This is a genomic window from Streptomyces sp. AgN23 (assembly GCF_001598115.1).
In the GTDB taxonomy this organism is placed as follows: Bacteria; Actinomycetota; Actinomycetes; order Streptomycetales; family Streptomycetaceae; genus Streptomyces; species Streptomyces antimycoticus.
This window is the reverse complement of sequence record NZ_CP007153.1, coordinates 3964703-3990379: the sequence shown is the minus strand read 5'-3', so window position 1 is coordinate 3990379 and position 25677 is coordinate 3964703. Positions and strand designations below refer to the sequence as shown.

22 protein-coding genes and 1 tRNA gene are annotated in these 25677 nt (G+C 70.9%); 14 read left to right on the top strand and 9 right to left on the bottom strand.

Annotation, left to right across the window (positions count from 1 at the left end):
* Positions 1–27: 27 nt before the first annotated feature.
* Positions 28–2832, bottom strand: a complete 2805-nt coding sequence (locus AS97_RS17585) for a LuxR family transcriptional regulator (RefSeq protein WP_247204813.1) — start codon at positions 2830–2832, stop codon at positions 28–30.
* 586 nt (positions 2833–3418) lie between these two features.
* Between AS97_RS17585 and AS97_RS17580 the strand changes: the two genes are divergently transcribed.
* Entirely contained in the window at positions 3419–4519 is a 1101-nt protein-coding gene (locus AS97_RS17580; protein ID WP_247204403.1) for a sulfotransferase, read from the top strand.
* A 177-nt stretch (positions 4520–4696) separates the two neighbouring features.
* Complete coding sequence (locus tag AS97_RS17575; protein WP_059145643.1) at positions 4697–5632, top strand: LysR substrate-binding domain-containing protein; 936 nt, start codon at positions 4697–4699, stop codon at positions 5630–5632.
* 124 nt (positions 5633–5756) lie between these two features.
* Here AS97_RS17575 and crcB (AS97_RS17570) read toward each other — a convergent pair whose 3' ends face one another.
* The 4 genes from crcB (AS97_RS17570) to AS97_RS17555 all read right to left on the bottom strand — a co-directional run bounded on the left by crcB (AS97_RS17570) (position 5757) and on the right by AS97_RS17555 (position 8097).
* Positions 5757–6131, bottom strand: coding sequence for a fluoride efflux transporter CrcB (gene crcB, locus AS97_RS17570; protein WP_059145644.1), 375 nt, complete (start codon positions 6129–6131; stop codon positions 5757–5759).
* Positions 6128–6463, bottom strand: coding sequence for a DUF190 domain-containing protein (locus AS97_RS17565; protein ID WP_086705893.1), 336 nt, complete (start codon positions 6461–6463; stop codon positions 6128–6130). Before AS97_RS17565 ends, crcB (AS97_RS17570) begins: the two co-directional genes overlap by 4 nt.
* Complete coding sequence (crcB, locus tag AS97_RS17560) at positions 6460–6960, bottom strand: fluoride efflux transporter CrcB (RefSeq protein WP_125757767.1); 501 nt, start codon at positions 6958–6960, stop codon at positions 6460–6462. Before crcB (AS97_RS17560) ends, AS97_RS17565 begins: the two co-directional genes overlap by 4 nt.
* 105 nt (positions 6961–7065) lie before the next feature.
* A complete protein-coding gene (locus tag AS97_RS17555; protein ID WP_059145647.1) occupies positions 7066–8097 on the bottom strand; it encodes a polyprenyl synthetase family protein in 1032 nt (343 codons plus the stop codon).
* A 169-nt stretch (positions 8098–8266) separates the two neighbouring features.
* Here AS97_RS17555 and AS97_RS17550 point away from each other — a divergent pair, with 169 nt between their 5' ends.
* On the top strand, positions 8267–8485 hold the full coding sequence (locus AS97_RS17550; RefSeq protein ID WP_059145648.1) for an MbtH family protein: 219 nt from the start codon (positions 8267–8269) through the stop codon (positions 8483–8485).
* A 149-nt stretch (positions 8486–8634) separates the two neighbouring features.
* Positions 8635–9624 carry a zinc-dependent alcohol dehydrogenase family protein gene (locus AS97_RS17545; RefSeq protein WP_086705891.1) on the top strand — a complete coding sequence of 330 codons (990 nt, stop codon included), beginning with the start codon at positions 8635–8637 and terminating at the stop codon, positions 9622–9624.
* Here the strand turns inward: AS97_RS17545 and AS97_RS17540 are convergent.
* A complete protein-coding gene (locus AS97_RS17540; protein WP_247204402.1) occupies positions 9590–9958 on the bottom strand; it encodes a VOC family protein in 369 nt (122 codons plus the stop codon). The two genes, AS97_RS17545 and AS97_RS17540, sit on opposite strands and share 35 nt — an antisense overlap.
* A 163-nt stretch (positions 9959–10121) precedes the next feature.
* Positions 10122–10544 carry a hypothetical protein gene (locus tag AS97_RS17535; RefSeq protein ID WP_059145728.1) on the bottom strand — a complete coding sequence of 141 codons (423 nt, stop codon included), beginning with the start codon at positions 10542–10544 and terminating at the stop codon, positions 10122–10124.
* Between the two features lie 178 nt (positions 10545–10722).
* Here AS97_RS17535 and AS97_RS17530 point away from each other — a divergent pair, with 178 nt between their 5' ends.
* Together AS97_RS17530 and AS97_RS17525 are read left to right on the top strand one after the other, a co-directional pair.
* On the top strand, positions 10723–11193 hold the full coding sequence (locus tag AS97_RS17530; protein ID WP_059145650.1) for a TrkA C-terminal domain-containing protein: 471 nt from the start codon (positions 10723–10725) through the stop codon (positions 11191–11193).
* Between the two features lie 4 nt (positions 11194–11197).
* On the top strand, positions 11198–12493 hold the full coding sequence (locus AS97_RS17525) for a cation:proton antiporter (RefSeq protein ID WP_086705890.1): 1296 nt from the start codon (positions 11198–11200) through the stop codon (positions 12491–12493).
* Positions 12494–12552: 59 nt separating this feature from the next.
* On the opposite strand, the gene AS97_RS17520 is transcribed toward AS97_RS17525, so the two are convergent.
* Positions 12553–13635 carry a sporulation protein gene (locus AS97_RS17520; RefSeq protein WP_086705889.1) on the bottom strand — a complete coding sequence of 361 codons (1083 nt, stop codon included), beginning with the start codon at positions 13633–13635 and terminating at the stop codon, positions 12553–12555.
* Positions 13636–14091: 456 nt separating this feature from the next.
* Here AS97_RS17520 and AS97_RS17515 point away from each other — a divergent pair, with 456 nt between their 5' ends.
* The 3 genes from AS97_RS17515 to AS97_RS17505 all read left to right on the top strand — a co-directional run bounded on the left by AS97_RS17515 (position 14092) and on the right by AS97_RS17505 (position 17293).
* Positions 14092–14511: a hypothetical protein gene (locus tag AS97_RS17515; protein WP_059145653.1), complete on the top strand. Its 420-nt coding sequence runs from the start codon at positions 14092–14094 to the stop codon at positions 14509–14511.
* 146 nt (positions 14512–14657) lie between these two features.
* Complete coding sequence (gene ctaD / locus AS97_RS17510; protein WP_059145654.1) at positions 14658–16400, top strand: cytochrome c oxidase subunit I; 1743 nt, start codon at positions 14658–14660, stop codon at positions 16398–16400.
* A 203-nt stretch (positions 16401–16603) separates the two neighbouring features.
* Positions 16604–17293, top strand: a complete 690-nt coding sequence (locus tag AS97_RS17505; RefSeq protein ID WP_210565246.1) for a siderophore-interacting protein — start codon at positions 16604–16606, stop codon at positions 17291–17293.
* Between the two features lie 127 nt (positions 17294–17420).
* Here AS97_RS17505 and AS97_RS17500 read toward each other — a convergent pair.
* Positions 17421–17493 (bottom strand) — tRNA-Arg (locus AS97_RS17500).
* A 382-nt stretch (positions 17494–17875) separates the two neighbouring features.
* Between AS97_RS17500 and AS97_RS17495 the strand changes: the two genes are divergently transcribed.
* The 5 genes from AS97_RS17495 to ettA all read left to right on the top strand — a co-directional run bounded on the left by AS97_RS17495 (position 17876) and on the right by ettA (position 25673).
* Entirely contained in the window at positions 17876–19486 is a 1611-nt protein-coding gene (locus AS97_RS17495; RefSeq protein ID WP_059145729.1) for a dynamin family protein, read from the top strand.
* A gap of 6 nt (positions 19487–19492) precedes the next feature.
* Entirely contained in the window at positions 19493–21427 is a 1935-nt protein-coding gene (locus tag AS97_RS17490; RefSeq protein ID WP_210565245.1) for a GTPase, read from the top strand.
* A gap of 137 nt (positions 21428–21564) precedes the next feature.
* Positions 21565–22071, top strand: coding sequence for a single-stranded DNA-binding protein (locus AS97_RS17485; protein ID WP_086710331.1), 507 nt, complete (start codon positions 21565–21567; stop codon positions 22069–22071).
* Positions 22072–22286: 215 nt separating this feature from the next.
* Entirely contained in the window at positions 22287–23684 is a 1398-nt protein-coding gene (locus AS97_RS17480; protein WP_210565244.1) for an LAETG motif-containing sortase-dependent surface protein, read from the top strand.
* A gap of 324 nt (positions 23685–24008) precedes the next feature.
* Positions 24009–25673: an energy-dependent translational throttle protein EttA gene (gene ettA / locus AS97_RS17475; RefSeq protein WP_059145659.1), complete on the top strand. Its 1665-nt coding sequence runs from the start codon at positions 24009–24011 to the stop codon at positions 25671–25673.
* The last annotated feature ends 4 nt before the right edge of the window (positions 25674–25677 follow it).

Genomic DNA, 25677 nt, shown 5'->3' with positions numbered 1-25677 from the left:
TTGGGGCCGAGTGGCATCGCGGGGAAATCAGGCGGTGTAAGCGACATCGAAATCCAGGCTCGCGGGCAGTTCTCGGCGCTGGCTGATGTTGATCTTCCGGTAGACGCGGGTCAAGTGTTGTTCCACCGTGGAGATCGTGATGTAGAGCTTAGCGGCGATTTCCCGGTTGGTGTAGCCGGAAGCTGCTAGTGCTGCGACCCGGCTCTCGGCGTCGGAGAGTTCGGAAAAGGCGGCCGTATCCTCGCCGGTACGGGTCGCTTCCGACAGGGCCGAACGGGCCGGAGTGCGCTGCAGCGAACGCGACAGCTCCTCGGCGCCGCAGCTGTCCGCGAGCCGCAGCGCCCGACGGGTCATCAGCCGGCTGGTGTCCAGATCGCCGAGCTGCTTGTGCGCCTCCGCGAGATCCGCCAGCGCCCGCGCCATCTCGTACCAGCCGCCGCTCGCCTGGAGCACCCCCACCGCCTGCTGCAGCAGCGCGATCCGCTCGTTCAGCGGCCGGGTGGCGGCCAGCACCCGCAGCGCGGCGCCCCGGGTACGGGACGAGGACTCCCCGGCCAGCTCCAGCTGCTCCTCCGCCAGCCGCGCCGCCCGCTCCTGGCCGCCCAGGGTCAGCCAGGTCTCGGCGGCGCCGAGCCGCCAGGTCAGGGTGGCGGGCGAGTCCAGGCCCCAGGCGGCCATCTTCTCGCCACAGGCGCGGAAGTCGGTGAGGGCCGCGTGCTGGCGGCCGGTGGCCAGCTGATGCCGGGCCCGTGCGTAGAGGTAGTGCAGCCCGAAGCGGTTCCGGTACATCTCCTCCGGCACCGGACGGGCGAGCAGTTCGGCCGCCGCGTCGTGGTTGCCCATCGCGGTGTGCGCGTTGATCAGCATCCCGAGCGGCATGCCGACGGTGACCCCCCAGCCGCGCGCCGGAAGCTCCTCCAGCGCCCGCTCCGCGTACCGGACCGTGTCCCGCAACCGTCCGACGCGCAGCGCGATCTGGGCCCGCAGCACACAGAAGTAGGCCAGCAGCGCCTTGGCGCCGCGCTCCGAGGTCTCCTCGATCAGCCGGTCGCACCAGCTCGTGGCGGTGGCGTGGCGGTCCGCGTACACCAGCGTCTGCAGCGCGGCGTGCACGGTCAGCATCGTCCGGTCGGAGAGCCGGACGGTCTCCAGCACCCGCTCCGCGGCCCGCACGGCGCGCTCGTCGACACCGCGGCTCAGCACGGTCCGCAGCGCCCGGAACGCCGTCAGTTGGGGCGACTCCGGGGACTGGCCGGGCGACAGCGGGCCGATGTCCCACGGGCCGTCGCACTCCTCCTGGTCCAGGAAGGGCCGCAGTTCGGGGTGGTCGGGGTAGGTGGAGGACAGCACGAGCCGGATGGCGCGCAGCGCGGTGTCCAGGTCGGTGCCCGGGTGCTCGTCGGCGGCCCGGTTGACCTGCTCCAGCGCGGCGGCCGCCTCGCCCATCCGCCCCAGCCCCAGCAGCCCGATGACGACCGGGATGGTCTGCGGCGCGGGCAGCAGCCCGCTGCCGGCCGGACCGGCCAGTGCCTGCAGCCGCCGCATCTGGGACAGCGGGTTGAACGGCCACATGGCCTGCACCATCGTCGCCTGGAGCTGCAGCGCCTCGCGCTCGTCGGTGCTGTACCGGTCGGCCATCTGCAGGCAGTTCATGGCGAGTTCTCTGCGGTCCGCGGCGATGGCGTGCACGGCCGCGTCGCACAGCGCCTGCGAGATCCACTCCTCGACCGGCCCGGGCGCCTCGTGGCTGAGCAGATGGCGGGCCACGTCGATGGGGTCGGCGCCCTCCTCGTACAGCAGCCGGGCGGCCCGCAGATGCAGCGGGCCGAGCTCGTGCAGCTCCAGATCGTCCTGCAGCACGGCGCGCACCGCGTCGCTGCGGAACCGCCCGCCGTGCAGGATGCCCACCTCGGTGAGCAGCCCGACGGACTGCCGGACCAGCCGCTCCTCGACCTCGATCAGCCTGCTCAGCAGGGGAACGGACGTGGCGTCACCCAGCAGCGCGACCCCGTGGGCCACCCGGCGGTGGGCCGGGCCGCCGCGGTACACGCACGACAGCGCCGCCTGCCGGAACAGCTCCCCGGCCACCGGGGCGTCCGTTCCGGGCGCGGGGTCGAGGGGGCCGCGGGTCAGGCGGGAGAACCGGTCGTCCAGGAGGCCGCGCAGCAGCAGCAGATTGCCGCCGGTCATCTCGTGGTACGCGGCGGCGTGGCGCCCGGCCTCCTCGGTGCCCAACTCCTGGGCCAGCAGCGTGGAGACGCCCGTGACGGTGAGCGGGGCGAGCCGCACATGGCACACCTTCGGCTCGTGCAGCAGCTCGTCCAGGGCCGTGGCGGCGGGTCCGGTCAGCGACCCGCGGCTGACCACCACGGACAGCGCCTCCGAGCGGCAGCGGCGGATGCCGTACGCCAGGCAGCGCAGCGACGGAAGGTCGGCGAACTGGACGTCGTCGATGGCGATCAGCACGGGGGCGTCACCGGTCAGCTCGTCGAGCGTGCGGTGGAAGTCCTGGAGCAGCGGGAGTTCGGCCTCGATGGGGCCGTGCGGGTTCCGGAGCGCCTCGAGGCCGGGCCGCGGCCTGGAGCGCTGCAGATGGGCCGGCATGCCCTGGTAGAGCTGCTCGAGCACGGCATAGGGGAACTTCTGCTCCGAGGCGGAGGCGACCGCGGGCAGCACCCGGACGCCGCGTCCACCTGCCGTGTCCGCCACGGTGTGCAGCAGTGCGGTCTTTCCCGACGTAACGGCGCCGCTGATCACGGCGAGCCGGCTTCCCTCGCGGGCGTCCTCGAAGAGGAGCCGATTGAGCCGGGCTATCTCCTGATCGCGCTCCACCAACACGTACGAAACACCTTCCCCGATTTAACGTATGCGCAGGGGTCTTGAAAGCGAATCACCGTGCATGGCGCACCTGGTAATGCATCGTCCCCCGAGTCGAAAATACCGCGCCGCTGTTGGGCCCCCAGGTCCCTTCGTTGTTGACACCCTGTGCGGCGGCATGGCTGCTCTGTGTCATGTCGCGTCTTCTTCCGCCCCTCCCGGCCTCGTTGGGCATGCCAGCCCAGGATCAGGGGTATGGGGCGGATGTGCACTCTAGCAGTGCTGTTGGTACGAAAAGATGACCGTCTCGTCACGGGAGAAACTGTTCGATTATGGTTTCGGCCCCGTAACCGAGTTGTGAAGCCGCGCGTCGACTCTCAGATCACGCTTCGCTGCTGGTCGTCAGGAGGTTACCGAAGGTAACACTCCTGTCGGATGTGAAAGTTGCGCAAAAGTGTCGGAAACTGCTGAACCTTGAGTTCGTCCCCTCACATCCCGTTGTGTGTGTTTCCCCTGTTCCATGGTCGTAGTCATCGTCGCCCAGGGCGTCCATTAGCATCGCCGCGGCCGCCGAATGGGCTGCGGTGTGTCATGGACCACTATGGGAACGGCTACTAGGGAAACGACTAGTTGTCCGAGAAAACGGGAGGAAGTGCGCGTGGTCAACCAGAAGTTGACATTTGTTGTCGGCACCGGTCGGTGCGGTTCGACAGCTCTGTCTCAGGTCATCAATATTCATCCGGATGTTCTCAGCATCAATGAATTGTTCGCCAGCATTCCCGATGCGGAGATGCTGGACGAGGCTCCGCTGAGCGGTCCGGAGTTCTGGGGTTATCTGTCCCGGCCCAATGTGATCACCAATAGCATGATCAAAAATGGTGCCACCCCGCCCGAGTTCCTCTACCACAAGCTGCCCAAGCGGCGGTTCGACGCGGAGACCACCGGTATTCCGGCCATCAGCGTCATGGTGCTGCCCCATCTGACCGACGACCCCGACACGCTCTTCGACGAGTTGGAGTCCGAGGTCACCTCCTGGCCCACCCGCCGTCCGGCAGATCACTGGACGGCCCTTTTCGCCTCCCTCGGCGCACGGTTCGGCAACCCCGGTGCCGTCGTCGAGCGGACCGGCCTGTCCATCGGCCGTGTGCCGGAGATGCACCGCGCCTTCCCCGAGGCGCGCTTTGTGCACCTCTACCGCGAGGGCCCCGACTGTGCCGTCTCCATGAGCCGCCACTTCAGCTTCCGGATGATCCCGTTGCTGTGGGAGATGGCCATGCACCTCGGTCTGGAGACCCCGCAGCACCTGACGCCGCAGCACGCGGCCCAGCTCCCGCCCGACCTGGCGCCGCTGCTGAGCGACCGGTACGACCCGGCGCTGGTGATGGAGCGTCCCATTCCGCTCAGCGCGTTCGGCACCCTGTGGTCCGAGACGATCGTGGACGGTCTGCGGAAGCTGGACGGCGTCCCGGCGGAGCAGCGCACCGCGCTGTCGTACGAGACGCTGCTGGAGGAGCCGGAGAAGGAACTGATCCGGCTCGCCGAGTTCATCGGGGTGGAACCGCACCGCACCTGGCTGGACGCGTCCATCGCCCACCTCGACGGCGGCCGGCCCGGCGCGGCGCGGAAGCTGCCCGAGGCGGAGCTGACCTCGCTGCTCGAATCCTGTAGCCCGGGCACGCGGGCGCTGGCCGCCCACCAGTAGGGCGCGCGTCGTCACCCGGCGACGGCCGCCCGCCCCGAGGCCGGTCGCCGGGTGGCGCCCTGCTGCCTCGTCCTGGCCCCTATGTCGTGGGCGATGTGTCCCGGCCCATAGGTTCTGGCCCATACGTCCTGGGCACGCTGTGGCGAGACGTCCATAGCCGGTGCCTATCATCGTGGTGTGCAGTTGCATCAGCTGCGTTATTTCGCCACCGTCGCGGAGACCCGGCACTTCACCCGCGCCGCGGAACTCCTGCATGTCGCCCAGCCCTCGCTGTCCCAGCAGATCCGCTCCCTGGAGCGGGAGCTGGGAGCCGACCTCTTCCACCGGGCGCGCGGCAACATCGCCCTCACCGACGCGGGAGAGGCACTGCTCCCGCTGGCCCGCCAGATCCTCGCCGACGCCGAGACCGCGCACCGCGAGGTCCAGGAGGTCGCCCAGCTGCGGCGCGGCCGGGTGCGGCTGGGGGCCACGCCGAGCCTGTGCGCCAGCTTCGTCCCCGATGTGCTGCGCCGCTTCCACGACGAGTTCCCGGGCATCGAGCTGATCGTGGACGAGGGCGGATCCCAGGACCTGGTCCGCACGCTCTCCGCGGGCGAGCTGGACCTCGCGCTGATCATCACCCCGCTGCCCGGCCAGGCGCCCGCCCTCGCCGCCACCGAGCTGCTGCGGGAGGAACTGGTGGTGGCCTCCTCGCCCGCGTCCCCGCCCCCCACCCGGCGTCGGCGGATCCTGGTGGAGGATCTGCGGGACCGACCGATGGTGATGTTCCGGCGCGGCTACGACCTGCGCGAATTCACCACGGCGGTCTGCCGGGCGGCCGGGTTCGAGCCGTCCTTCACGGTCGAGGGCGGCGAGATGGACGCGGTGCTGGGCTTCGTACGGGCCGGGCTCGGCATCGCCGTACTGCCGGGGATGGTGGCGGCCCGGTCCGGGCTGCGGATCACGCCGTTCGCCGGCCACGATATGCAGCGCACCATCGCCGTCGCCCACCGTAAGGACGTCGCGCCGCCCCGGGCCGCGCGTGAGCTGCGCCGGGTGATGCTGGAGCATCTGCGGACGGCTGCCGCGGGGGAGTTCGGCCTGCCGCCGAGCGCGACGCGACTGCTGCCGTAGCTGTGCGGGGGTGGGGCTTGTGGACGGTAAGGCCGGTGCGAATCGTAAGGCGGGTGCGAATCGTAAGGCGGGTGCGAATCGTAAGGGCCGGTGCGAACCGTAAGGCCGTCGCGAGGGTCGTGCCTCAGCCCCAGATCGCGTGGGCCAGCGCCGCACCCGCGAAGGCGGCGCCCACCCCGGCCACCACACTCAGCACCACATTCGCCACGGCGAAGAGCCGGGCGCCCTCCTCGGCCAGCCGCAGGGTCTCGTACGAGAACGTCGAGTACGTCGTCAGCGCCCCGCACAGCCCCGTGCCCAGCAGCAGTTGCACCCGCTGGGACGCCGCCCCCTCCGCCGCCGCACCGGTCAGCAGGCCCAGCACCAGAGAGCCCACCACATTGACCATGAACGTGCCCCAGGGGAACACCGAGTCGTGCCGTGCCTGGACCGCGCGGTCGGTCAGATAGCGCAGCGGCGCACCGACCATCCCGCCCGCGATCACCAGCAGCCAGTTCACCGGGCCCGGCCCCGGGGGTGCACGATCTCGACCGGGTCGACCACCACGAGGCCGTCACCCACGATCTCCTCCAGCTCGGGCAGGAAGGACCGCACCCGCTCCTCCGTATCGATCATCACGATGGCCATGGGCAGATCCTCGCCGAGCGACAGCAGCCGCGAGGTGTGGATCAGGGACGAGGAGCCGTACCCCTCGACGCCGCGGAACACGCTCGCCCCCGCGAGCCCCGCGCGATGGGCACGGTGCACGATCTCGGCGGACAGCGGCCGGCGATGCCAGGTGTCGTTCTCGCCGATGAAGACGGTCAGCCGCAGCGCGGGCTCGCCGGTCACCGGGCCGCCCTCCCGCCGGGCCCGTACGCGCCCAGGACGTTCCGGGTCGCCGCCACGGCCGCCCATACGGCCGCCATCGCCACCACGAGCGTCCCGGCCAGATAGGCGAAGGCGAGGGCGAAACGGCCGTCCTGGGTCAGCCGGGTGAAGTCCACGGCATACGTCGAGAAGGTGGTGAAGCCGCCGAGCACACCGGTGCCGAAGAAGGGCCGTACCAGCCGGTGGGCCGTCCACATCTCGGTGATCAGCACCAGGAAGACGCCGATGACCGCGCAGCCCACGGCGTTGACCAGCAGGATCGTCCAGGGGAAGGCACTGGACGGGGTCGGCCACAGCAGCGACGCCCCGTAGCGTGCCGTCGCCCCGAGTGCGCCGCCCACCGCCACCACGCCCACCACGGGGCCCTGCCCCCGCCAGGGGTGGTGCCGGGTGGGCGGCGTCGGGCCGGTATCGGGGTCGATGGGCTCGTCCACCACATTCGACCGTGAGCTGCCCATAGGGATCAGGTTACGTCGTGCCGCCGCCACCGGCCGACCGGTGGGGGCGGCGGAAACGGATGCGGCGGTGCGGCCAGGGGGACGGCGCGGACGTACGCGCGCCGGTCAGCGATCCCGGCGCGCCACGAAGTCGCACAGCGCGTGCAGAACCCGCGTCGCCGACCCGTCCGGCAGCCCGTTCGCCGCGGTCCGGGCGCGCAGCAGCCGCCCGTGCATCACCGTCCGCGCCTCCGCGAGCGCCCCGCAGCGGTGCAGCAGCGCGACGGCCCTCGGCAGCCCGGTGCCCTCCGGGCCCGCGGTGGCGGCGGTCAGCAGGGTGCGCAACTCACCCGCCTCCGGCCGCTCGTCGGCCAGCGCCAGCAGCACCGGGAGGCTGGCGACGCCGATCGCGAGATCCTTGCCCTGTTCCTTCCCGGAGACCTCGGAGGAAGACGTGATATCGAGGATGTCGTCGGATATCTGGAAGGCGATTCCCAGATGTTCTCCGTATTCGGCGAGCGCCTGGACGACAGGCTCCGGGGCGCCCGTCCGGACCGCCCCCAGCTGCAGCGCCATGGCGATGAGCGAGGCCGACTTCCCCGCCACCACGGTGAAGTAGTGGGAGAGCGGATCGTCGTCGTCCGAGGGGCCGACGAGTTCCCGTATCTGGCCCATGATCAGCCGATTGGTGACCTTGGACTGCAACCGAATGGCTTCCGGGCCGAGTTCCGCGGCGAGCTGGGCCGCCTTCGACAGCAGCCAATTGCCCGCGAGCACGGCGGTGGTGTTGCCCCAGCGGGCGTTGACGCTGGGAACCCCGCGCCGGGTGCGGGCCTGGTCCATGACGTCGTCGTGGTAGAGCGAGGCGACATGCACCAGCTCGGCCAGGGTGGCGGCCGGCACGGCGGCGGAAGGACCGCGTACCCCGAACTCCGCGCCGACCAGCGCCAGAAGCGGGCGCAGCCGCTTTCCGCCGGGGCCGAAGAGATGTCCGGCGACTTCCGCGACACAAGGGTCCCGGGCCTCGGTGGCGAGAGCGCGCAGCTGCTCCTCCGAGGCGTCCATCCCGCGTTCCAGACGGGCCGTGAGCGCGGGGTCGCCGGTGGTGAGCTCCATGGCCATGGAGCCCTTGGGCTCGGTTGTGGCGGACGCGACCATGCCGGGGACCGTAGGCGAGGGACATGCCGGAACACGGAATTCCGCCAGGAAGGTGCCATTTCCGTATCCCAGGCTTTTTCCCAGGGTCCCCGGGGACCCTGGGCGGGTGCGCGCTCCGGCCGGTACCGTCAAACCCTGTCGATGCCGACCGCGAGCGAGGAGAACCGCGATGAGCAACCCCTTCGAGAACCCCGACGGCCGCTATTTCGTGCTCGTCAACGAGGAGGGGCAGCACTCCCTGTGGCCGGTCTTCGCCGAGGTCCCCGCGGGCTGGACGGTCGCCCATGGCGAGGACGACCGCCAGGCGTGCCTGGACTACGTCAACGAGCACTGGACCGATATGCGGCCCAAGAGCCTGATCACCGCGATGGACGGCACCTCGGCCTGACCGCATCCGCACGCGGTTGGCAGTTTCCGGCCGCATCTCTTCCCTTTTGGCGCCGCATGGCCTGAACGCGTGCCTTACGGTCGCCGCGGCCCTCACGGCGTTACGTTGACGGTGTGACGACGGACGCGAACGCCGACCTTCCGGCGACCATGCGGGCATGGGTGGTCCCCGCCCCGGGCCGGATCGAGCAGGTGGAGCTGCCGGTGCCACGGCCGGCGGAGGACGAGCTGCTGATCCGGGTCCGGGCCTGCGGGGTGTGCCGCACCGATCTGCATGTCCGCGACGGCGACCTGCCCCCGCACCGCAGTCCCGTCGTCCCCGGCCATGAGGCCGTCGGCGAGGTCGTCGCGGCGGGCCCGCGGGCGCACGGCCCCGGCCCCGGAATCCGGCTCGGCGTCCCCTGGCTGCGGCGCACCTGCGGCCGCTGCCGCTACTGCCTCCGGGGCCAGGAGAACCTGTGCCCGTCCTCGGAGTACACCGGCTGGGACGCGGACGGCGGCTACGCCGAGTACGTCACCGTACCGGCGGCCTACGCCTATGAGCTGCCCTCCGGTTACACCGACGAGGAACTCGCCCCGCTGCTGTGCGCCGGCATCATCGGCTACCGCGCCCTGCGCCGCGCCGACCTCCCGCCGGGCGGCCGGCTCGGCATCTACGGCTTCGGCGGCTCCGCCCATCTGACCGCCCAGGTCGCCATCGCCCAGGGCGCCGTCGTCCACGTCCTGACCCGCTCACCCGCCGCCCGGACCCTCGCCCTGGAGCTCGGCGCCGCCTCCGCGAACGACTCCTACGACCGCCCGCCCGAGCCCCTCGACGCCGCCATCCTCTTCGCCCCGGTGGGCCAACTGGTCCCGGTCGCGCTGGAGGCCCTGGACGCCGGCGGCACGCTGAGCATCGCCGGGATCTACCTCTCGGACATCCCGTCCCTCGACTACGAGCGCCACCTCTTCCGCGAACGCACCATGCGCAGCGTCACCGCCAACACCCGCGAGGACGGGCGCGAATTCCTCGCCGCGGCCGCCGGGGACCGCATCAGCGCCACGGTCACCCCCTACCCCTTCGACCGGGCGGACGCCGCCCTCGACGACCTCGCCGCCGACCGCGTCAACGGTGTGGCGGTCCTGACGCTGCCGCACTAGCCCGAGGGGTCCGGCGCGTCGCGACATGGCGCCGACGCCTGGCGAAGCGGCGGGCCACCAGGGCCTCGGGGACCGGTTCGTCGAGGTAGATCACCAGGAGATCCTCCTCGGTCGGCCGGGGCTCGACGGGGTGGGCCGCCCCGTGGACGAGCTGCAGGTGCCAGGAGGCGTCCGGCCAGCCCACCATCAGCAGATCGTGTTCCCCGGCCCCGTCACCGCCCTCGATCCGGTACACCACGCTCAACCCCAGCCCACCACACCAGAAGCGCTCCGCCGCCGCGAGGTCGCGCGAGGGGCGGGCGATACGGATATGGCTCTGACCGTCGGCGGGCATGGGCGTCTCCTACGTCGTGAGGAACACATCGACGGCACCGTGACCGCCGGGCAGCGCCCCACAGCGTAGGGACGGGCCCGTCCCGGGAGCATCGGCCTTTCGCCGGGCCGTCCCACGGCCGTGGGACCTACGGCCATGGGCCGGTCGTCGGACCGGCCGTCGCTCATTCCGGCGGCCCCGGCCGGCGGCCGAGCGGGGAGATGCGGCGGTATCCCGCCCGGGCGTTGACGATACGGGCGAGCGCGGTGCCCGCGACGGCCGCCGCCAGCAGGCAGGCCAGCCAGCCGGTGTCGCGGTCGCCCGCCCAGGAGAGCCGGCCCGCGGGCGGAATGGCGAAGCCGTTGAGGAAGAACCAGCACAGCGCCGCCGTACCGGGCGCCGCGACGAAACGCGCGCACAGCCCCAGCAGGGCGGCCAGCAGCGAGAGCCCGATCAGGGCGAACATCGGGCGTCCGTGGCCGCCGAGGGAGTTCAGGGTTACCACCAGCACCAGCGCACCGAGGAAGGCCCCGCCCCAGATGACGGGAGTGGCGACCGGATCGGGAACCGGTCTGATGCCTGTGCTGAGCCGCCTCCACACAATCATGGGCACCATCCTCCTCCGGGCACCGTCCTCCTCGCCTGTCGATGGCCACCCCACCCTTATGCGGTCGGCATCGTCCCATCGAGCCCTCACTCACCGGCCCTCATTACCGAATCTTTGCCATTCGTTAGGGTGGCACGAGACTCGAGCGACGAGAGGGATGATTGTGGGCGCTCCGCGGATGAGCAGTACGCCATTGCCCGGCATCGGGGTTCGCTACGACCTGACGACACGAGAAAACCGGCTGCTGTCGGTCATCGCGCACCGCGACGGAGACCGGACGCTGAGTGCGTACCGGAAGGAGGATCCCGACGAGTGCGCCCTGTCCACCAGGCTGACCGCGGGGGAAGCGGAAGCGCTGGTGGGGGTCCTGATGCCGAGCCATCACAGCCCGAATCTGCTGTCCACCACCGAACTGGGGCTGGTGGCCGAGAGGATCGAGCTGTCGTCCACGTCGTACTGGAACGGGCGGGTGCTGGGCGAGACGCGGATGCGGACCGAGACCGGCGTCTCGATCGTGGCCGTGTTGCGCAGGGCGGAGGCGATCCCCTCCCCGACCCCCGACTTCCGGCTGGCCGGTGGGGACGAGCTGATCGTGATCGGTACCCGCGAGGGCGTGGACTCGGCCGCGGCGATACTCGGGCGGGTGTAGGCCCGTGCATTCGTCTGCCGTCTTTCTGATCGAGTTCGGTGCGGTCATCCTGAGCCTCGGGCTGCTGGGGCGGCTGGCCGGCCGGTTTCAGTTCTCCCCGATCCCGCTGTATCTGCTGGCCGGGCTGGCCTTCGGCGAGGGCGGGCTGCTGCCGCTGGGGACCAGCGAGGAGTTCGTCGCGACCGGCGCCGAGATCGGCGTCATCCTGCTGTTGCTGATGCTCGGCCTGGAGTACACCGCCAGCGATCTGGTCAGCAATCTCAAGACCCAGTACCGGGCCGGGCTCGTCGACGCGGTGCTCAACGCGCTGCCCGGCGCCGTCATGGCCCTGCTGCTGGGATGGGGGCCGGTGGCCGCCGTGGTGCTGGCCGGCGTCACCTGGATCTCCTCCTCCGGTGTCATCGCCAAGGTCCTCGGCGATCTGGGCCGGCTCGGCAACCGCGAGACCCCGGTGATCCTGAGCATCCTGGTCCTCGAAGACCTGGCGATGGCCGTCTATCTGCCGATCGTCACCGCCCTGCTGGCCGGTGCGGGCCTGGCGGCGGGCAGCGTCACCCTGGCCATCGCCCTCGGCGTGGCCGGTCTGGTGCTGTTCCTGGCCGTCCGCTACGGCCGGCACATCTCCCGTTTCGTCTCCAGCGACGACCCCGAGAAGCTGCTGCTGGTGGTGCTCGGGCTGACGCTGCTGGTGGCGGGGATCGCCCAGCAGCTCCAGGTGTCGGCGGCCGTCGGCGCGTTCCTGGTGGGCATCGCCCTGTCCGGGGAGGTCGCCGAGGGCACCCATCATCTGCTCAGCCCGCTGCGGGATCTGTTCGCCGCCGTCTTCTTCGTCTTCTTCGGTCTGCACACGGACCCGGCCAGCATCCCCCCGGTGCTGCTGCCCGCCATGACGCTGGCCGTCCTCACCGCCAGTACGAAGATCGCCACGGGCTACTGGGCGGCGCGGCGGGCCGGGATCTCCGAACGGGGCCGCTGGCGGGCGGGCGGCACGCTGGTGGCCCGGGGCGAGTTCTCGATCGTCATCGCGGGACTCGCCGTCACCGCCGGTATCGAACCCTCGCTGGGCCCGCTGGCCACGGCATACGTCCTGATCCTGGTCGTCCTCGGCCCGCTCACCGCCCGCTGGACGGAGCCCATCGCCCGGCAGGTCACGGCCCGACTGGCGGCGCGCCGCGAGCCCGCTCCGGCGACGGCGGTCGAGGGCGGGGGTGAGGCCGGGGCCGAGAACGGAGGTGATCGCGTGACGGAGGAGTCACGGGAGACGGTGGACGACCCCGATGCCGTGGGGCGCCGTTCCTAGCCGTTCGCCGGTGGTGCACCTGAAGGGCCGCGGGGAGATCCGCGGCCCTTCCGCGCGTCTCAGCCCTGGCCCGCTTCCTCGTGCCCTGCGTTCCTCAAGTTTTTTAAGTCTTTCAAGCCCTCTAAGCCTTCTACGCCCTCTAAGTCGTCTAAGTCTCCTAAGCTCCCTAAGTTCCCTAACGCGTCGCCGAGCCCGGCCGCGACCATGCCGCCCGCGGTCCCGGCCGCCGTCCCGGCCGTGATGCCCGAGGTGGTCGCCCCGGCGCGGGGCGTGTGGGCGGTGCGGGCCGCGATGAGCGCCTGGATCCAGGAGTCGACCTCGGCGATCCAGTCGCGATGCTCGAGGTCCTCATGGCTCACGGTGTGGCGGCCCAGGGCGGCAGGGCCGCCGGGGAGTCGCTTGCCGGGGGAGGACGGGCCGGGGAACGACCCGCCGGAAGAGGACCCGGCGGGGGAGGACGTGTCAGGGGAGGACGCGCCGGAGAAGGGCCTGCCGCGCTTGTCGGCCTCCAGGACGACCTCCATGCCGTCGGGGCCGGTGAGAAGGGTCAGCGCGAGCTCGTTCATGTCGTGGATGTACCGCGGGGCGGGAGTGAGCTCGATCTCCTGGTGGAAGGGGAGCGTCTGCCCGGTGCCGGGGCCATGGCCCAGCCGCAGATCGGCGGCGATGAGGCCGAAGCCGAGCCTCCCCAGCGCCCCCAGTACGGCTTCCTGGACCGGCAGCGGGCGCACGATCAGCTCATCCGGATCACCGTGGTCCTTCGCGCCCGCCGACGCGAGCTCGATCCGGATGCCCAGGGCGACGCCCAGCGGCTGCCCGGAGAGTTCGGTGAGCGGGGTTTCCCACGGTATGTGAAGGGTGAACGGAACGTCTCTGTGCTCTCTTGTGTCGAGCCGGAACCCCCCGCTGAGCCGGAGGCGGTCGAAGACCACGCCGCCCGCGCGCTCCTCGCCGCCGTGCCCGGCCTCGACCCGGGCGACCAGCTCCAGTGTGAGGTGCTCGATATCGCAGGCCCGGCCGCCGCCCCGAAGCCGCACCTGCCCCCGCACCACCCCACCGGGGCGTACCGGCTCCCGGTCCAGGACCGTGTCCACGACGGGTCCACCGACCCCGAGCGAGCCGAGCACTCGTTTGAACACCATTGCGGCGTCCACTCCTTCACTGTCACTGGGTTCGTTCTCTGTTCCGTGGGGGGCATGCGTGGAACGAATGGGATGGTAAAGGGATTCCCATGTACGCCTTCTGGGCTGGCAAAACCGGTCGGGGATGGTGCGGCCCCGACCGCCGGTGTCCGCGACGGTCCAGCTCAGGCGCCCTTCGGTGGCCCCTCGTCCGGTCGAACGTTTTTCGGAATCCGTCCGGCCGGACCCGACGTCACCCTTCCGGGTGACCCGGATCGGGCCGGGGAAAACGGTCCGTCTCCACCAACGCCCGCCCGCGCGGAGCCGTCTGATTGGGCCATCCGGCCATGGGTAACCGGCGGTGGACCCTGGCCCATGACGGGCGGGTGCCGTGCGGAGAGCGGAGTATGTCCGCAGAGGCGTGTGCCCGAATGTGGGGCGCCTGCTCATCCTCATGCCGGAAGACAGGAGGAACCGATGTCACGTGTGCGACGGGTGAGGTCGGCGCTGCTCAGCGCCGCGGCGATCGTCGTGAGCGCGGGGATCCGGCGATGGCGGCGCAGGCCGTCGCGGATGGCCCGGCTGGCCGACGCCCAGAACGGCGGCCGATGGCAGACGGTCACCGTCAACCGGCCGCCCACGGACGTATGGGCCGAAGCGCTGCCGGAGCCGCTGGAGCGCTACGGAGACCGGCTGGAGATCCGGATCCGCCCGGCGCCCGGGAACTGCGGCACCGAGCTGGCGGCGCGGACGAAGGATCGGCCCTCGCGGCTCGCCATCGCCCTGCCGGGCAGGCTGGCCGGTCAGGACCCCCGCCAGGAGGTGCGCCGCGCCCTGCGCGAGGCGAAGTCCCAGCTGGAGTCGGGAAAGACGGCACAGACAAAGCCACAGCCATAAGGGCGGCACATATAAATCCTCTACGGCGAGTCGGGTCCGAATCGCCGTCCCGCTTCCGGTAATGGTGGGCGAATCAATACAACGTATGCGTTGGCCGGTGCCGCCGGCCGCCCACACATGCATCCTGCCGAGGAGCGGACACGGACATGGCGACGACAACCAAGCCCGAATTTGAAGCTCCCGCCGAAACCACCAAACTCGGCAGCATCATGGTCGACTGGCTCACCACCACGGACCATAAGAAAATCGGACACCTGTACTTGGTGACCGCGTTCGGTTTCTTTCTCATCGGCGGCCTTCTGGCGATGGTCATGCGGGCCGAACTCGCCCGGCCCGGACTGCAACTGATCAGCCAGGAGCAGTACAACCAGGCTTTCACCCTGCATGGCACGCTGATGCTGCTGCTCTTCGCCACACCGGTCTTCGCCGGATTCGCCAACGAGATCATGCCGCTGCAGATCGGCGCCCCGGATGTCGCCTTCCCCCGGCTGAACATGTTCTCGTACTGGCTCTTCGCCTTCGGCGGGCTGATCGTGATCGGCGCTCTGCTCACCCCCAGTGGCGCGGCCGACTTCGGCTGGACGGCCTATACGCCGCTCAGCAGCAAGGCACGCACGCCGGGCGTGGGCGGCGACATGTGGGTGATGGGGCTCGCCCTCTCCGGCTTCGGGACGATCCTGGGCGCCGTCAACTTCATCACGACCATCGTGTGCATGCGCGCTCCGGGAATGACGATGTTCCGGCTGCCCATCTTCACCTGGAACATCCTCTTCACCTCGATCCTGGTGCTGCTCGCCTTCCCGATCCTGGCGGCCGCCCTGCTGGTGCTGGAGGCGGACCGTAAATTCGGCGCGGTCGTCTTCGAGGGGGCCAACGGCGGGCCGATGCTCTGGCAGCACCTCTTCTGGTTCTTCGGCCACCCCGAGGTCTACATCATCGCCCTGCCGTTCTTCGGCATCATCACCGAAATCATTCCGGTGTTCTCCCGCAAGGTCGTCTTCGGCTATATCGGTCTGGTGGGCGCCACCGTCGCCATCACCGGCCTCTCCGCGACGGTATGGGCACACCATATGTTCGCCACCGGGGCGGTGCTCCTGCCGTTCTTCTCCTTTACGACGTTCCTCATCGCGGTGCCGACCGGGGTGAAGTTCTTCAACTGGATCGGAACCATGTGGCGTGGCTCCCTCTCCTTCGAGACACCGATGCTGTGGTCCATCGGCTTCCTGGTCACCTTCCTCTTCGGCGGACTGACCGGGGTGATCCTCGCCTCGCCGCCGATGGATTTCGAGGTTCACGACAGCTACTTCGTCGTCGCCCACTTCCACTACGTGGTCTTCGGCACGGTGGTCTTCGCGATGTTCGCCGGATTCTATTTCTGGTGGCCCAAGTTCACCGGCACGATGCTCGATGAGCGCCTCGGCAAGATGCACTTCTGGACCCTGTTCGTCGGCTTCCATACGACCTTTCTGGTGCACCACTGGCTGGGCGCCACCGGCATGCCGCGCCGCTATGCCGACTATCTGGCCGCCGACGGCTTCACCACGCTGAACACGGTCTCCACCATCGGCTCCTTCCTCCTGGGCCTGTCCACCCTGCCGTTCCTCTACAACGTGTGGAAAACCGGGAAATACGGAAAGCGGGTCGAGGTCGACGACCCCTGGGGGTGGGGCCGCTCCCTGGAATGGGCCACCTCATGCCCGCCGCCCCGGCACAACTTCCTCACCCTGCCGAAGATTCGCTCCGAATCCCCCGCCTTCGACCTCCACCACCCCGAGGTCATCCTCCACGAGGTGACCACGTCCAACAGGCCGCCCCTCCCCGGGGCGGGGCGCACCGACGGCGAGCCCGCCCCCGAAACGGGCGGCGACGCCGGGGACCGCAAGGACTGACCCTCTCTCGGGAGCCGGGAGCCGGGAGCCGGGAGCCGGGAGCCGGGAGCCGGGAGCCGGGAGCCGGGAGCCGCGGCCGGGGTTCGGGTCCGGGGCAAGTCACGCACTATCGCATTCAGCCGGAAACACGTACTATCGCGTCCGGCTGCCGGTGGCTGCCCAACTTCCCCCGCACGCACCTGAGTTCCCCGAGGAGCCCTCCCATGCCCACGCTGCTGGATCCGGTCCTGGACCTGCTGATGCTCCGCGGGACCGTCACCGAGGCCGAACCCATAGCCGCCCGTATGCGCCGGCTGCGCATCGAGGGCCACACCCTCGCCGGGCTCGACGTCCGCCCCGGGCAGCAGGTGCGCGTCCTGGTCGGCTCCGGGCTGACCCGCCGTACGTACTCGGTGTGGCGCTACGACCCCTCCGGTGCCGTCGAGTTGTGCGTACTGGACCACGCCGAAGCGGGGCCGGGGGCGCGCTGGGGCAGGAGCGTCCAGGTCGGCGAGCGGGTGCGGCTGGGCAAACCCGAGGGGTCGTTCACGCTCCGCCCCGAGGCCACCCACCACGTCTTCGTCGGGGAGGAGACGGCGTCCGTCCCCTTCGGCGCGATGCTGGCCGCACTGCCGCCCGGGGCGCGGGTCTCCGGCTGCGTGGAGACGGAAACGGCCGCGGACCGCCTGCCGCTGCCCCATTCGGACCGCCTCAACTGGCTGACCAGGGGAAGCGCTTCACTTCCGGACGCGATACGCCGCCTCGCCCCCGCCCCGGGCGGGATCGCCTACGTCGCCGGGGAGGCCCGCACCGTGCAGCGAGTGCGCCAGGTGCTCGTCCAGGAGGCGGGCTGGGACCGCCGCGCGGTACTCACCAAGCCCTTCTGGGCGCCGGGCAAGCGGGGCATGGAGTAGGACAGTCCGGCCCCGCGCCTGCCCCCGACCGCCGAGGCGCGCCCGGGGCGGTGCCGTGGCCGGTGGGATCGGCTCCGAAGAGCGAGAAGACCCCCTTCGCTACGTGCGTAGAGAAGAGGGTCCGGTGCGCCCCCGGCAGGACTCGAACCTGCGGCCAAGCGCTTAGAAGGCGCCTGCTCTATCCACTGAGCTACGGGGGCCGGTGGTGGTCGCGGAGCTGCTGAGCCCCCGGTGCCTGCGGGGCCGCCGGGACGGCCGTGGTGCGGGTGGCCGGACTCGACGGACCGTGACCTTGCCGGGACAAGGATAGGGCTCCTTGCGCCTCGCCCCGGTTGCTTCACCTCCGTGGCACGTTGTGGAGGTTCGGTGAAGCGGTCTGATAATCGCAGGCAGGTCCGAAACTCGCATCGTTTTTCACGCCTCAGGGAACGGGTGTTGTGCACTCGTTATGCCCGCGCCCCTGTCGTCACGTCCGCCTCATGCCCCTTTTAGGGTGATCCGGGTGGGTCTCTTTGACGCGCACGAGTGACCATACGCTTCAAAAAGGCACCAAAAGCGTGCATTCTTCACCACGTGGCGATCTTGGACGTACGGCCCCGGCTGCTCGACGCGCTGACCTCACTGCGCGACCGTGTCGACGCCGCTCGGTTTCCGCTCCCCCTTCCCGGCGCCGACCGCGCTCGCCGCAGCCGAGCCGAGCTGCTCGCTCAACTGGACGACTACCTCGTGCCCCGGTTGCGCGCCCCCGAAGCGCCCCTGCTGGCGGTAATCGGGGGATCGACGGGGGCGGGCAAGTCCACCCTCGTCAATTCGCTGGTCGGCCGACGGGTCACCGAGGCCGGTGTGTTGCGGCCCACGACGCGTACGCCGGTGCTGGTGTGCCACCCCGACGATCACCCCTGGTTCGCCGGGCAGCGGGTGCTGCCGCGGCTCACCCGGGTGTGGGTGCCGGCGCAGGGGGAGCGGGCGGAGAGCGCGTACGACGAGGAGGGGCGGGCGCAGGAGGGGCCGGCGGCGCTGCGAGTGGAGACCGATCCGGGGCTGGCGCGGGGGCTCGCACTGCTCGACGCGCCCGACATCGACTCACTGGTCGCGCGAAATCGCGATCTGGCCGCGGAATTGATCTGCGCCGCGGACATCTGGGTGCTCGTCACCACGGCCACCCGCTACGGCGACGCCGTCCCCTGGCATCTGCTGCGGACCGCGAAGGAGTACGACGTCACCCTCGTCACCGTCCTGGACCGGGTGCCGCACCAGGTGGGCGCCGAGGTCTCCCGGCAGTACGCCGCGCTCCTTACGGCGGCCGGGCTCGGCGATATCCCGCGCTTCACCATCCCCGAGCTGCCCGAGTCCGCGGGCGGCGGCAGCGGGCTGCTGCCGGCCACCGCCGTCGCCGCCCTGCGGTCCTGGCTCACCCAGCACGCACAGGATCCGTACGCCCGTACCGTCGCCGCCGCCCGCACGGCCGCCGGGACGCTCGCCTCGCTGAGCTCCCGGATGCCCGCGCTGGCCGGGGCCGCGGCGGCACAGCACGCGGCCGCGGTGCGGCTGGTCCAGCGGGTCGAGGGCGCGTACGGGGAGGCGGTGGAGCGGGTGCGGCGCGAGATCGCGCAGGGCGCGCCGCTCGCGGGCGCCGCGCTCACCCACTGGCACGGCCTGCCGCATGACAGCACCCCCGATGAGCTCCTTACGGCTCTCACCGACTCCCTGGCCACCCTGCTGCGCGGTGCGGCCGCCACCGCCGACGAACGGGTCGCGGAGGCCGGCAGACAGGACCCGGTCGCCCAGGCCGGGCTCGCTCCGTGCGACACGCCCGGCGCCGCCGAGCGGATCGGCGTGGCCGTACGGCACTGGCGGCGCTGTGTCGAGGAGCTGGCCGAGGAGGAGGCCCGGGCCCGGATCGCCGAATACGGGGGCAGCTGTGCGTCCGAGGAGATCGCCGCCCTGCTCGCCGCGTCCCTGCTGGGCGGACGCCGCGCCCGTAAGGCGGGCGAGAAGCTCGCCGAGACCCTGGGCGCGCATGCGGCGCTGCGCCTGGGCGACCGCGGCGGACGGCTGCTCGACAGCTGTGTCGCACGCGCCATGCGGGCGGAGCGCGACGGCAGGCTGGCCCCGCTGGACGCCCTGGACATGTCCCCGGAGCACCAGGTCGAGCTGATCGCCGCGCTGTCCGTACTGCAGAAGGAGAGGTGACCGACGGTGACGGCCACGGAGGGCAATGGCGGCAACGAGGGCGGCGGGGGAGACCGGGCGGCGGGGGGCCGCCACACCTGGGACGACGGCCTGATCGCCCGGCGCGCGCACCGCTGGACCGGAGGACGCACCGGGGCCCGCCCGGCCCGCGCGGTGGACGAGGGGAGGCCGGAGGAGGCCGCGTCGGGTGTTCCCCACGCCGCGTCGGGTGTTCCCCACGCCACGGCGGGTGTTCCCCACGCCACGGCGGGCTACTTCCCGGAGGAGGAGACCGCCCGGCGGTCCTTCGGGGGCCCTCCCTACGCCGTGTACCAGGCCGGCGTCCGCAGCTTCGCCACGGGCACCCTGCGGCCCCGGCTCGAAGCCCTGCGCCAGCTGGTCGGGCTCTCCCGGTCCCGGCTCGAGGGGCGCACGCTCGCCGGGGCCGCGCGGGTGCTCGACGAGGCGGACGCGCGGGGACGGCATCCTTACGGGCACACCGTGGTCGCCATCGCCGGGGCCACCGGAAGCGGTAAGTCGACGCTGTTCAACGCCCTCGCCGGAGCCCCCCTTTCCGAGGCCGGGATCCGCCGTCCGACCACCGCCACGCCCCTCGCCTGTGCCTGGACCGACCACGCCGACGGACTGCTGGACCGGCTCGGCATCCCGGCGGTGGACCGGCGCAACCCGGGCTATCCGTACGACCCCGCGCTGCGCGGTCTCGTCCTCCTCGACCTGCCCGACCACGACTCGGCCGCCCCGGGCCACAGGGAGCGGGTGGACCGGCTGCTGGGGCTCGTCGACGCGGTGGTGTGGGTGGTGGACCCCGAGAAGTACGCGGACGCGGTCCTCCATGAGCGCTATCTGCGGCCGCTCGCCGGTTATGCCGAGGTGACCTTCGTCGTGCTCAACCAGGTGGACCGGCTGCCGGGCGAGGCCGCGGACCAGGTGCTGGACGATCTGCGGCGGCTGCTGGACGAGGACGGGCTCGCCCTCGGGGAGCACGGGGAGCCGGGGGCGGCCGTGCTCGCGCTGTCCGCGCTGACCGGCGAGGGCGTCGGGGAGCTGCGGGAGACGCTCGGGCGGCTCACGGCCGAGTGCGGGGCGGCCGAGCGCCGGCTGTCGGCCGACGTGGACGGCACGATGACGCGGCTGCGGCCGCAGTATGTGGCGGACAACGGGCCGGTCGGGCTCACCGAGCGGGCACGGGCGGAATTCGAGGACCGGCTGGCCGAGGCGGCAGGCGCCGCCGCGGCCGGACAGGCGGCGGAGCGCGCCTGGCTGAGGGACGCGGAGTGGTGGTGCGGAACGCCGTGGGGGCGGGTGCGAGGGAGGAAGGCCCGCGCTTCGGGAGGCTCCCGGGCCTCGCGAACCCCCCGAGCCGCGGAACGGATGGAGATCCCGGGCGCGCGGGCGGGCACGGTGGCGGTGGAGGCGGTGACGGCGCGCCCCGCGGTGGAGGAGGCCGTACGGACGCTCGGGGATCAGGCGACGGCCGGGCTGCCCGGCCCATGGGCGCAGGCCGTACGGGAGGCGGCGGGGTGGGGCGGCAGAGGGCTGGCGGAGGCGGTCGACGAGGCGGTGGCGGCCGCGGCGGTGGACCGGCAGCCGGTCCGGCCCGTGTGGTGGTCGATGGTGGCGGTGGCTCAGGTGACCTTGCTGGTGGTCCAAGTGGTGGGGGTGCTGTGGCTGCTGGGAGCCACCGCCGGGGTGTTCGGCGGGCCGCGGTGGTGGATGCCGGCGCTGCTGGTGGGCGGTGCGGCGGTCGGCCCGGCGCTGGCGTGGGGCTCCCGGGTGGCGGCGCGGGGGCCCGCCCGGCGCCATGGCCTGTCGGTGGAGGGCCGGCTGCGGGAGGCGGCGGCCGAGTGCGGGGCCAGGAGGGTGCTGGAGCCGGTGGAGGCGGAGCTGGCGCGGTACGGGGAGGTCCGGGCGCAGTACGTCATCGCGGCGGGCGGCGCGTGACGGGCGGTCACCCGGGCGGGTGACCGAGTTGTCCACAACCGCGGGGTCGTACACAGGGCCCGGCGGGGCCTCGTGATCGCGGGCAGCATGGTCCACGAACAGCACGACAGAGCCGGGAATTGATGGGGGAGTAGCCGGTGAATGAGAGCTGGGTGACCGTGGTGGGCAATGCCGCGACGCGGCCCGACTTCTGGGAGACGGCGGCGGGTGTCGCGGTGGCCCGGTTCCGGCTGGCGGTGACGGTGCGCCGGTGGGACCGGGGGCGGGAAGCGTGGGCGGACGCGTACACGAGTTTCTACACGGTCTGGACGTGGCGCACGCTCGCCGCGAATGTCGCCGGGTCGGTATCGCTCGGTGAACCCCTCGTTGTCCATGGGACGTTGCGGGTACGGGAGCGCGAATGGGACCGGGAGCGAGAGCGGGAGAGGGACCGGCCGCTTCAGGGAGAAGGGGGAGGCGCGGCCGCGCCTGCGGCCCCGGGTATGGATTCCGGCGGCGGCGCGCATCAGTCCCGGCGCTGGGTCACCGCGGAGATCGACGCGATGGCCGTCGGCCATGACCTCACGCGAGGTACATCCGCTTTTCGCCGGGTTTCACAGGCTAAACCGCTTCTAAACACACTGACCGGGACAACCTCCCCGTGAGCGGCCGCGAACACGGGAGACTTGTCGATAAACCCAGCTCATATGGGATCTGAAGATTGATAACGATTCCGATTCGGATCGGTTGGGTCTAGGTATTGGTGGGGAACGTGCCCCGCTTTTCTCCCTAGGATCCGTGCGTGCCCAACGGGGGTTCCTGAGTTTTGAGTTCGCTGGCGAGGCGCACCAACTGACTGGTGCTCGCCCGGAGGGAAATCATGATTTCTGTTAGGAGGCGGGGCGCTGCCCGCCTTGCGGCCGCCGTGCTGGCGTCCGGTCTGGTCGCGGCGGGTGCGCTGTTCACCGCCGACACCGCCGCCGCCGATGACGCGCCCCCGAGCCAGGGCGGCGCCACCGCCACGCTGGGCGGTCTCAAGACGTTCGACAAGGCCGTCATTCACGAGAACGGCAAGGACCAGCAGGTCGGCGCCGGTCTTTTCGAGATGTCGGTCGACAACGGCGGCTCCATCCAGACGTACTGCATTGATCTGCACAACCCGACGCAGAGCAAGGCCAAGTACGAGGAGAAGTCCTGGGCCGAGACGTCGCTGGCGAACAACCCCGACGCGGGCAAGATCAATTGGGTTCTGCAGAACTCCTACCCGCAGGTGAACGACCTCGGCGCGCTGGCGAAGACGGCCGGCACCGGTGCCCTCACCGAGAAGACCGCCGCCGCGGGTACGCAGGTCGCCATCTGGCGCTTCTCCGACAATGCGAAGGTCGACGCGGTCGACCCGCAGGCCGAGAAGCTGGCCGACTACCTCGAGAAGAGTGCCCAGAACCTCGAGGAGCCCAAGGCGTCGCTGAGCCTGGACCCGCCGGCCGTCTCCGGCAAGGCCGGTGAGCGTCTCGGCCCGGTCAAGGTCCACACCAACGCCGACAGCGTCACCCTGACCCCGGGCACCGAGGCCGGTGGCAGTGGCGTCAAGCTGGTCGACAAGAGCGGCAAGACCCTCACCAGCGCCGCCGACGGCGGCGAGGTGTACTTCGACGTCCCGGAGGGCGCGGCGGACGGCTCCGCCACGCTGACCGCCCAGGCCGCCACCAAGGTTCCGGTGGGCCGCGCGTTCGCCAGCGCCACCAAGAGCCAGACCCAGATCCTGGCCGGGTCCAGCGAGAGCACCGTCTCCGCCACCGCCACCGCGAACTGGGCGAAGAAGGGTGCGGTCCCGGCGGTCTCCGCCGAGAAGGACTGCGCCAAGGGCGGCGTGGACATCACCGCCGGCAACAAGGGCGACGAGGCGTTCACCTTCGAGCTGCTGGGCGAGAAGTACACCGTCGAGGCGGGTCAGTCGAAGACCGTCACCGCCCCGGTGAAGGAGGACCAGAGCTACAAGTTCACCATCACCGGTCCGAACGGCTTCGAGAAGACCTTCTCCGGCGTTCTCGACTGCAAGACCGCCAGCAGCGGTGGCGGCAGCGACACCCCCTCCTCGCAGCCGAGCGCCGCGTCGGCCGGTGGCAGCACCGGCGGTGACACCTCCGGTGGCGACCTGGCCGAGACCGGTAGCAGCAGCAACACCCCGATGATCGCGGGCATCGCCGTGGCGCTGGTCGTCGTCGGTGGCGGCGCGGTGTTCTTCGTCCGCAAGAAGAAGGCGCCCGCAGGTCAGTGAAACGCCTGGGCGGCGACGCCAGGGCGGCGATGATCGCTGAGTGAAGCGAAGGTCACCGAGCGTGGTGATCGTCGAAAACGCGGTGATGGAGGGCCGGAGCCTCGCGGAGGTTCCGGCCCTTCGTGTCGCGGTGGCGGCGGATGCCGGGGCCGCGGGGCCGCGGATGCCGGACTCACGCCGCACGCCGGACCAAACGGGTTTCCGCCTCGGGCTCGGCGTACGGCAAGATGGCTGTATCTACCCTCATGCGGTGGAGCTGCCACGGATACGGACCCCGCGGCGGAGCCGCACCTCGATACCTACCAGATTGCCGGACGGTTTCTCTTGGCTGAGTTCATCTACACCATGCGCAAGACGCGCAAGGCGCACGGCGACAAGGTGATCCTCGACGACGTCACGCTGAGCTTTCTGCCCGGCGCGAAGATCGGTGTCGTGGGCCCCAACGGCGCCGGTAAGTCGACGGTGCTGAAGATCATGGCGGGCCTGGAGCAGCCGTCCAATGGTGACGCCTTCCTCTCGCCCGGCTACAGCGTCGGCATCCTGCTCCAGGAGCCCCCGCTGGACGAGTCCAAGACCGTGCTGGAGAACGTCCAGGACGGCGTGGCGGTGACCAAGGGCAAGCTGGACCGCTTCAACGAGATCGCCGAGCAGATGGCGACCGACTACAGCGACGCGCTGCTGGAGGAGATGGGCAAGCTCCAGGAGGACCTGGACCACGCCAACGCCTGGGACCTGGACGCCCAGCTCGAGCAGGCCATGGACGCCCTCGGCTGCCCGCCCGGCGACTGGCCGGTCACCACCCTCTCCGGCGGTGAGAAGCGCCGGGTCGCGCTCTGCAAGCTGCTGCTCGAGGCCCCCGACCTGCTGCTGCTGGACGAGCCCACCAACCACCTGGACGCCGAGTCCGTCAACTGGCTGGAGCAGCATCTCGCCAAGTACGCGGGCACCGTCGTGGCCATCACCCACGACCGGTACTTCCTGGACAATGTGGCCGAGTGGATCCTGGAGCTCGACCGCGGCCGCGCCATCGGTTACGAGGGCAACTACTCCACCTACCTGGAGAAGAAGCAGGCCCGGCTGAAGGTCGAGGGCCAGAAGGACGCCAAGCGCGCCAAGCGCCTCAAGGAGGAGCTGGACTGGGTCCGCTCCAACGCCAAGGGCCGCCAGGCCAAGTCCAGGGCCCGGCTGACCCGTTACGAGGAGATGGCCGCCGAGGCCGAGAAGACCCGGAAGCTGGACTTCGAGGAGATCCAGATCCCGCCGGGCCCGCGCCTGGGCAGTGTCGTGGTCGAGGTGGAGAACCTCTCCAAGGCGTTCGGCGAGAAGGTCCTCATCGACGACCTCTCCTTCACCCTCCCGCGCAACGGCATCGTCGGCATCATCGGCCCCAACGGTGCCGGGAAGACCACGCTCTTCAAGATGATCCAGGGCCTGGAGACCGCCGACGCGGGCCGCATCAAGGTCGGCGAGACCGTCAAGATCTCCTACGTCGACCAGAGCCGCGCCAACATCGACCCCAAGAAGACGCTGTGGGCGGTCGTCTCCGACGAGCTCGACTACATCAACGTCGGCCAGGTCGAGATGCCGTCCCGCGCCTATGTCTCCGCGTTCGGCTTCAAGGGCCCGGACCAGCAGAAGCCGGCCGGTGTGCTCTCGGGCGGTGAGCGCAACCGCCTCAACCTCGCGCTCACCCTCAAGCAGGGCGGCAATCTGCTGCTCCTCGACGAGCCCACCAACGACCTCGACGTCGAGACCCTGTCCTCGCTGGAGAACGCGCTGCTCGACTTCCCCGGCTGCGCCGTGGTCGTCTCCCACGACCGCTGGTTCCTCGACCGCGTCGCCACGCACATCCTGGCGTACGAGGGCGAGTCCAAGTGGTTCTGGTTCGAGGGCAACTTCGAGTCGTACGAGAAGAACAAGGTCGAGCGGCTCGGCCCGGACGCGGCCCGTCCGCACCGCGCCACCTACAAGAAGCTCACCCGGGGCTGAGTGG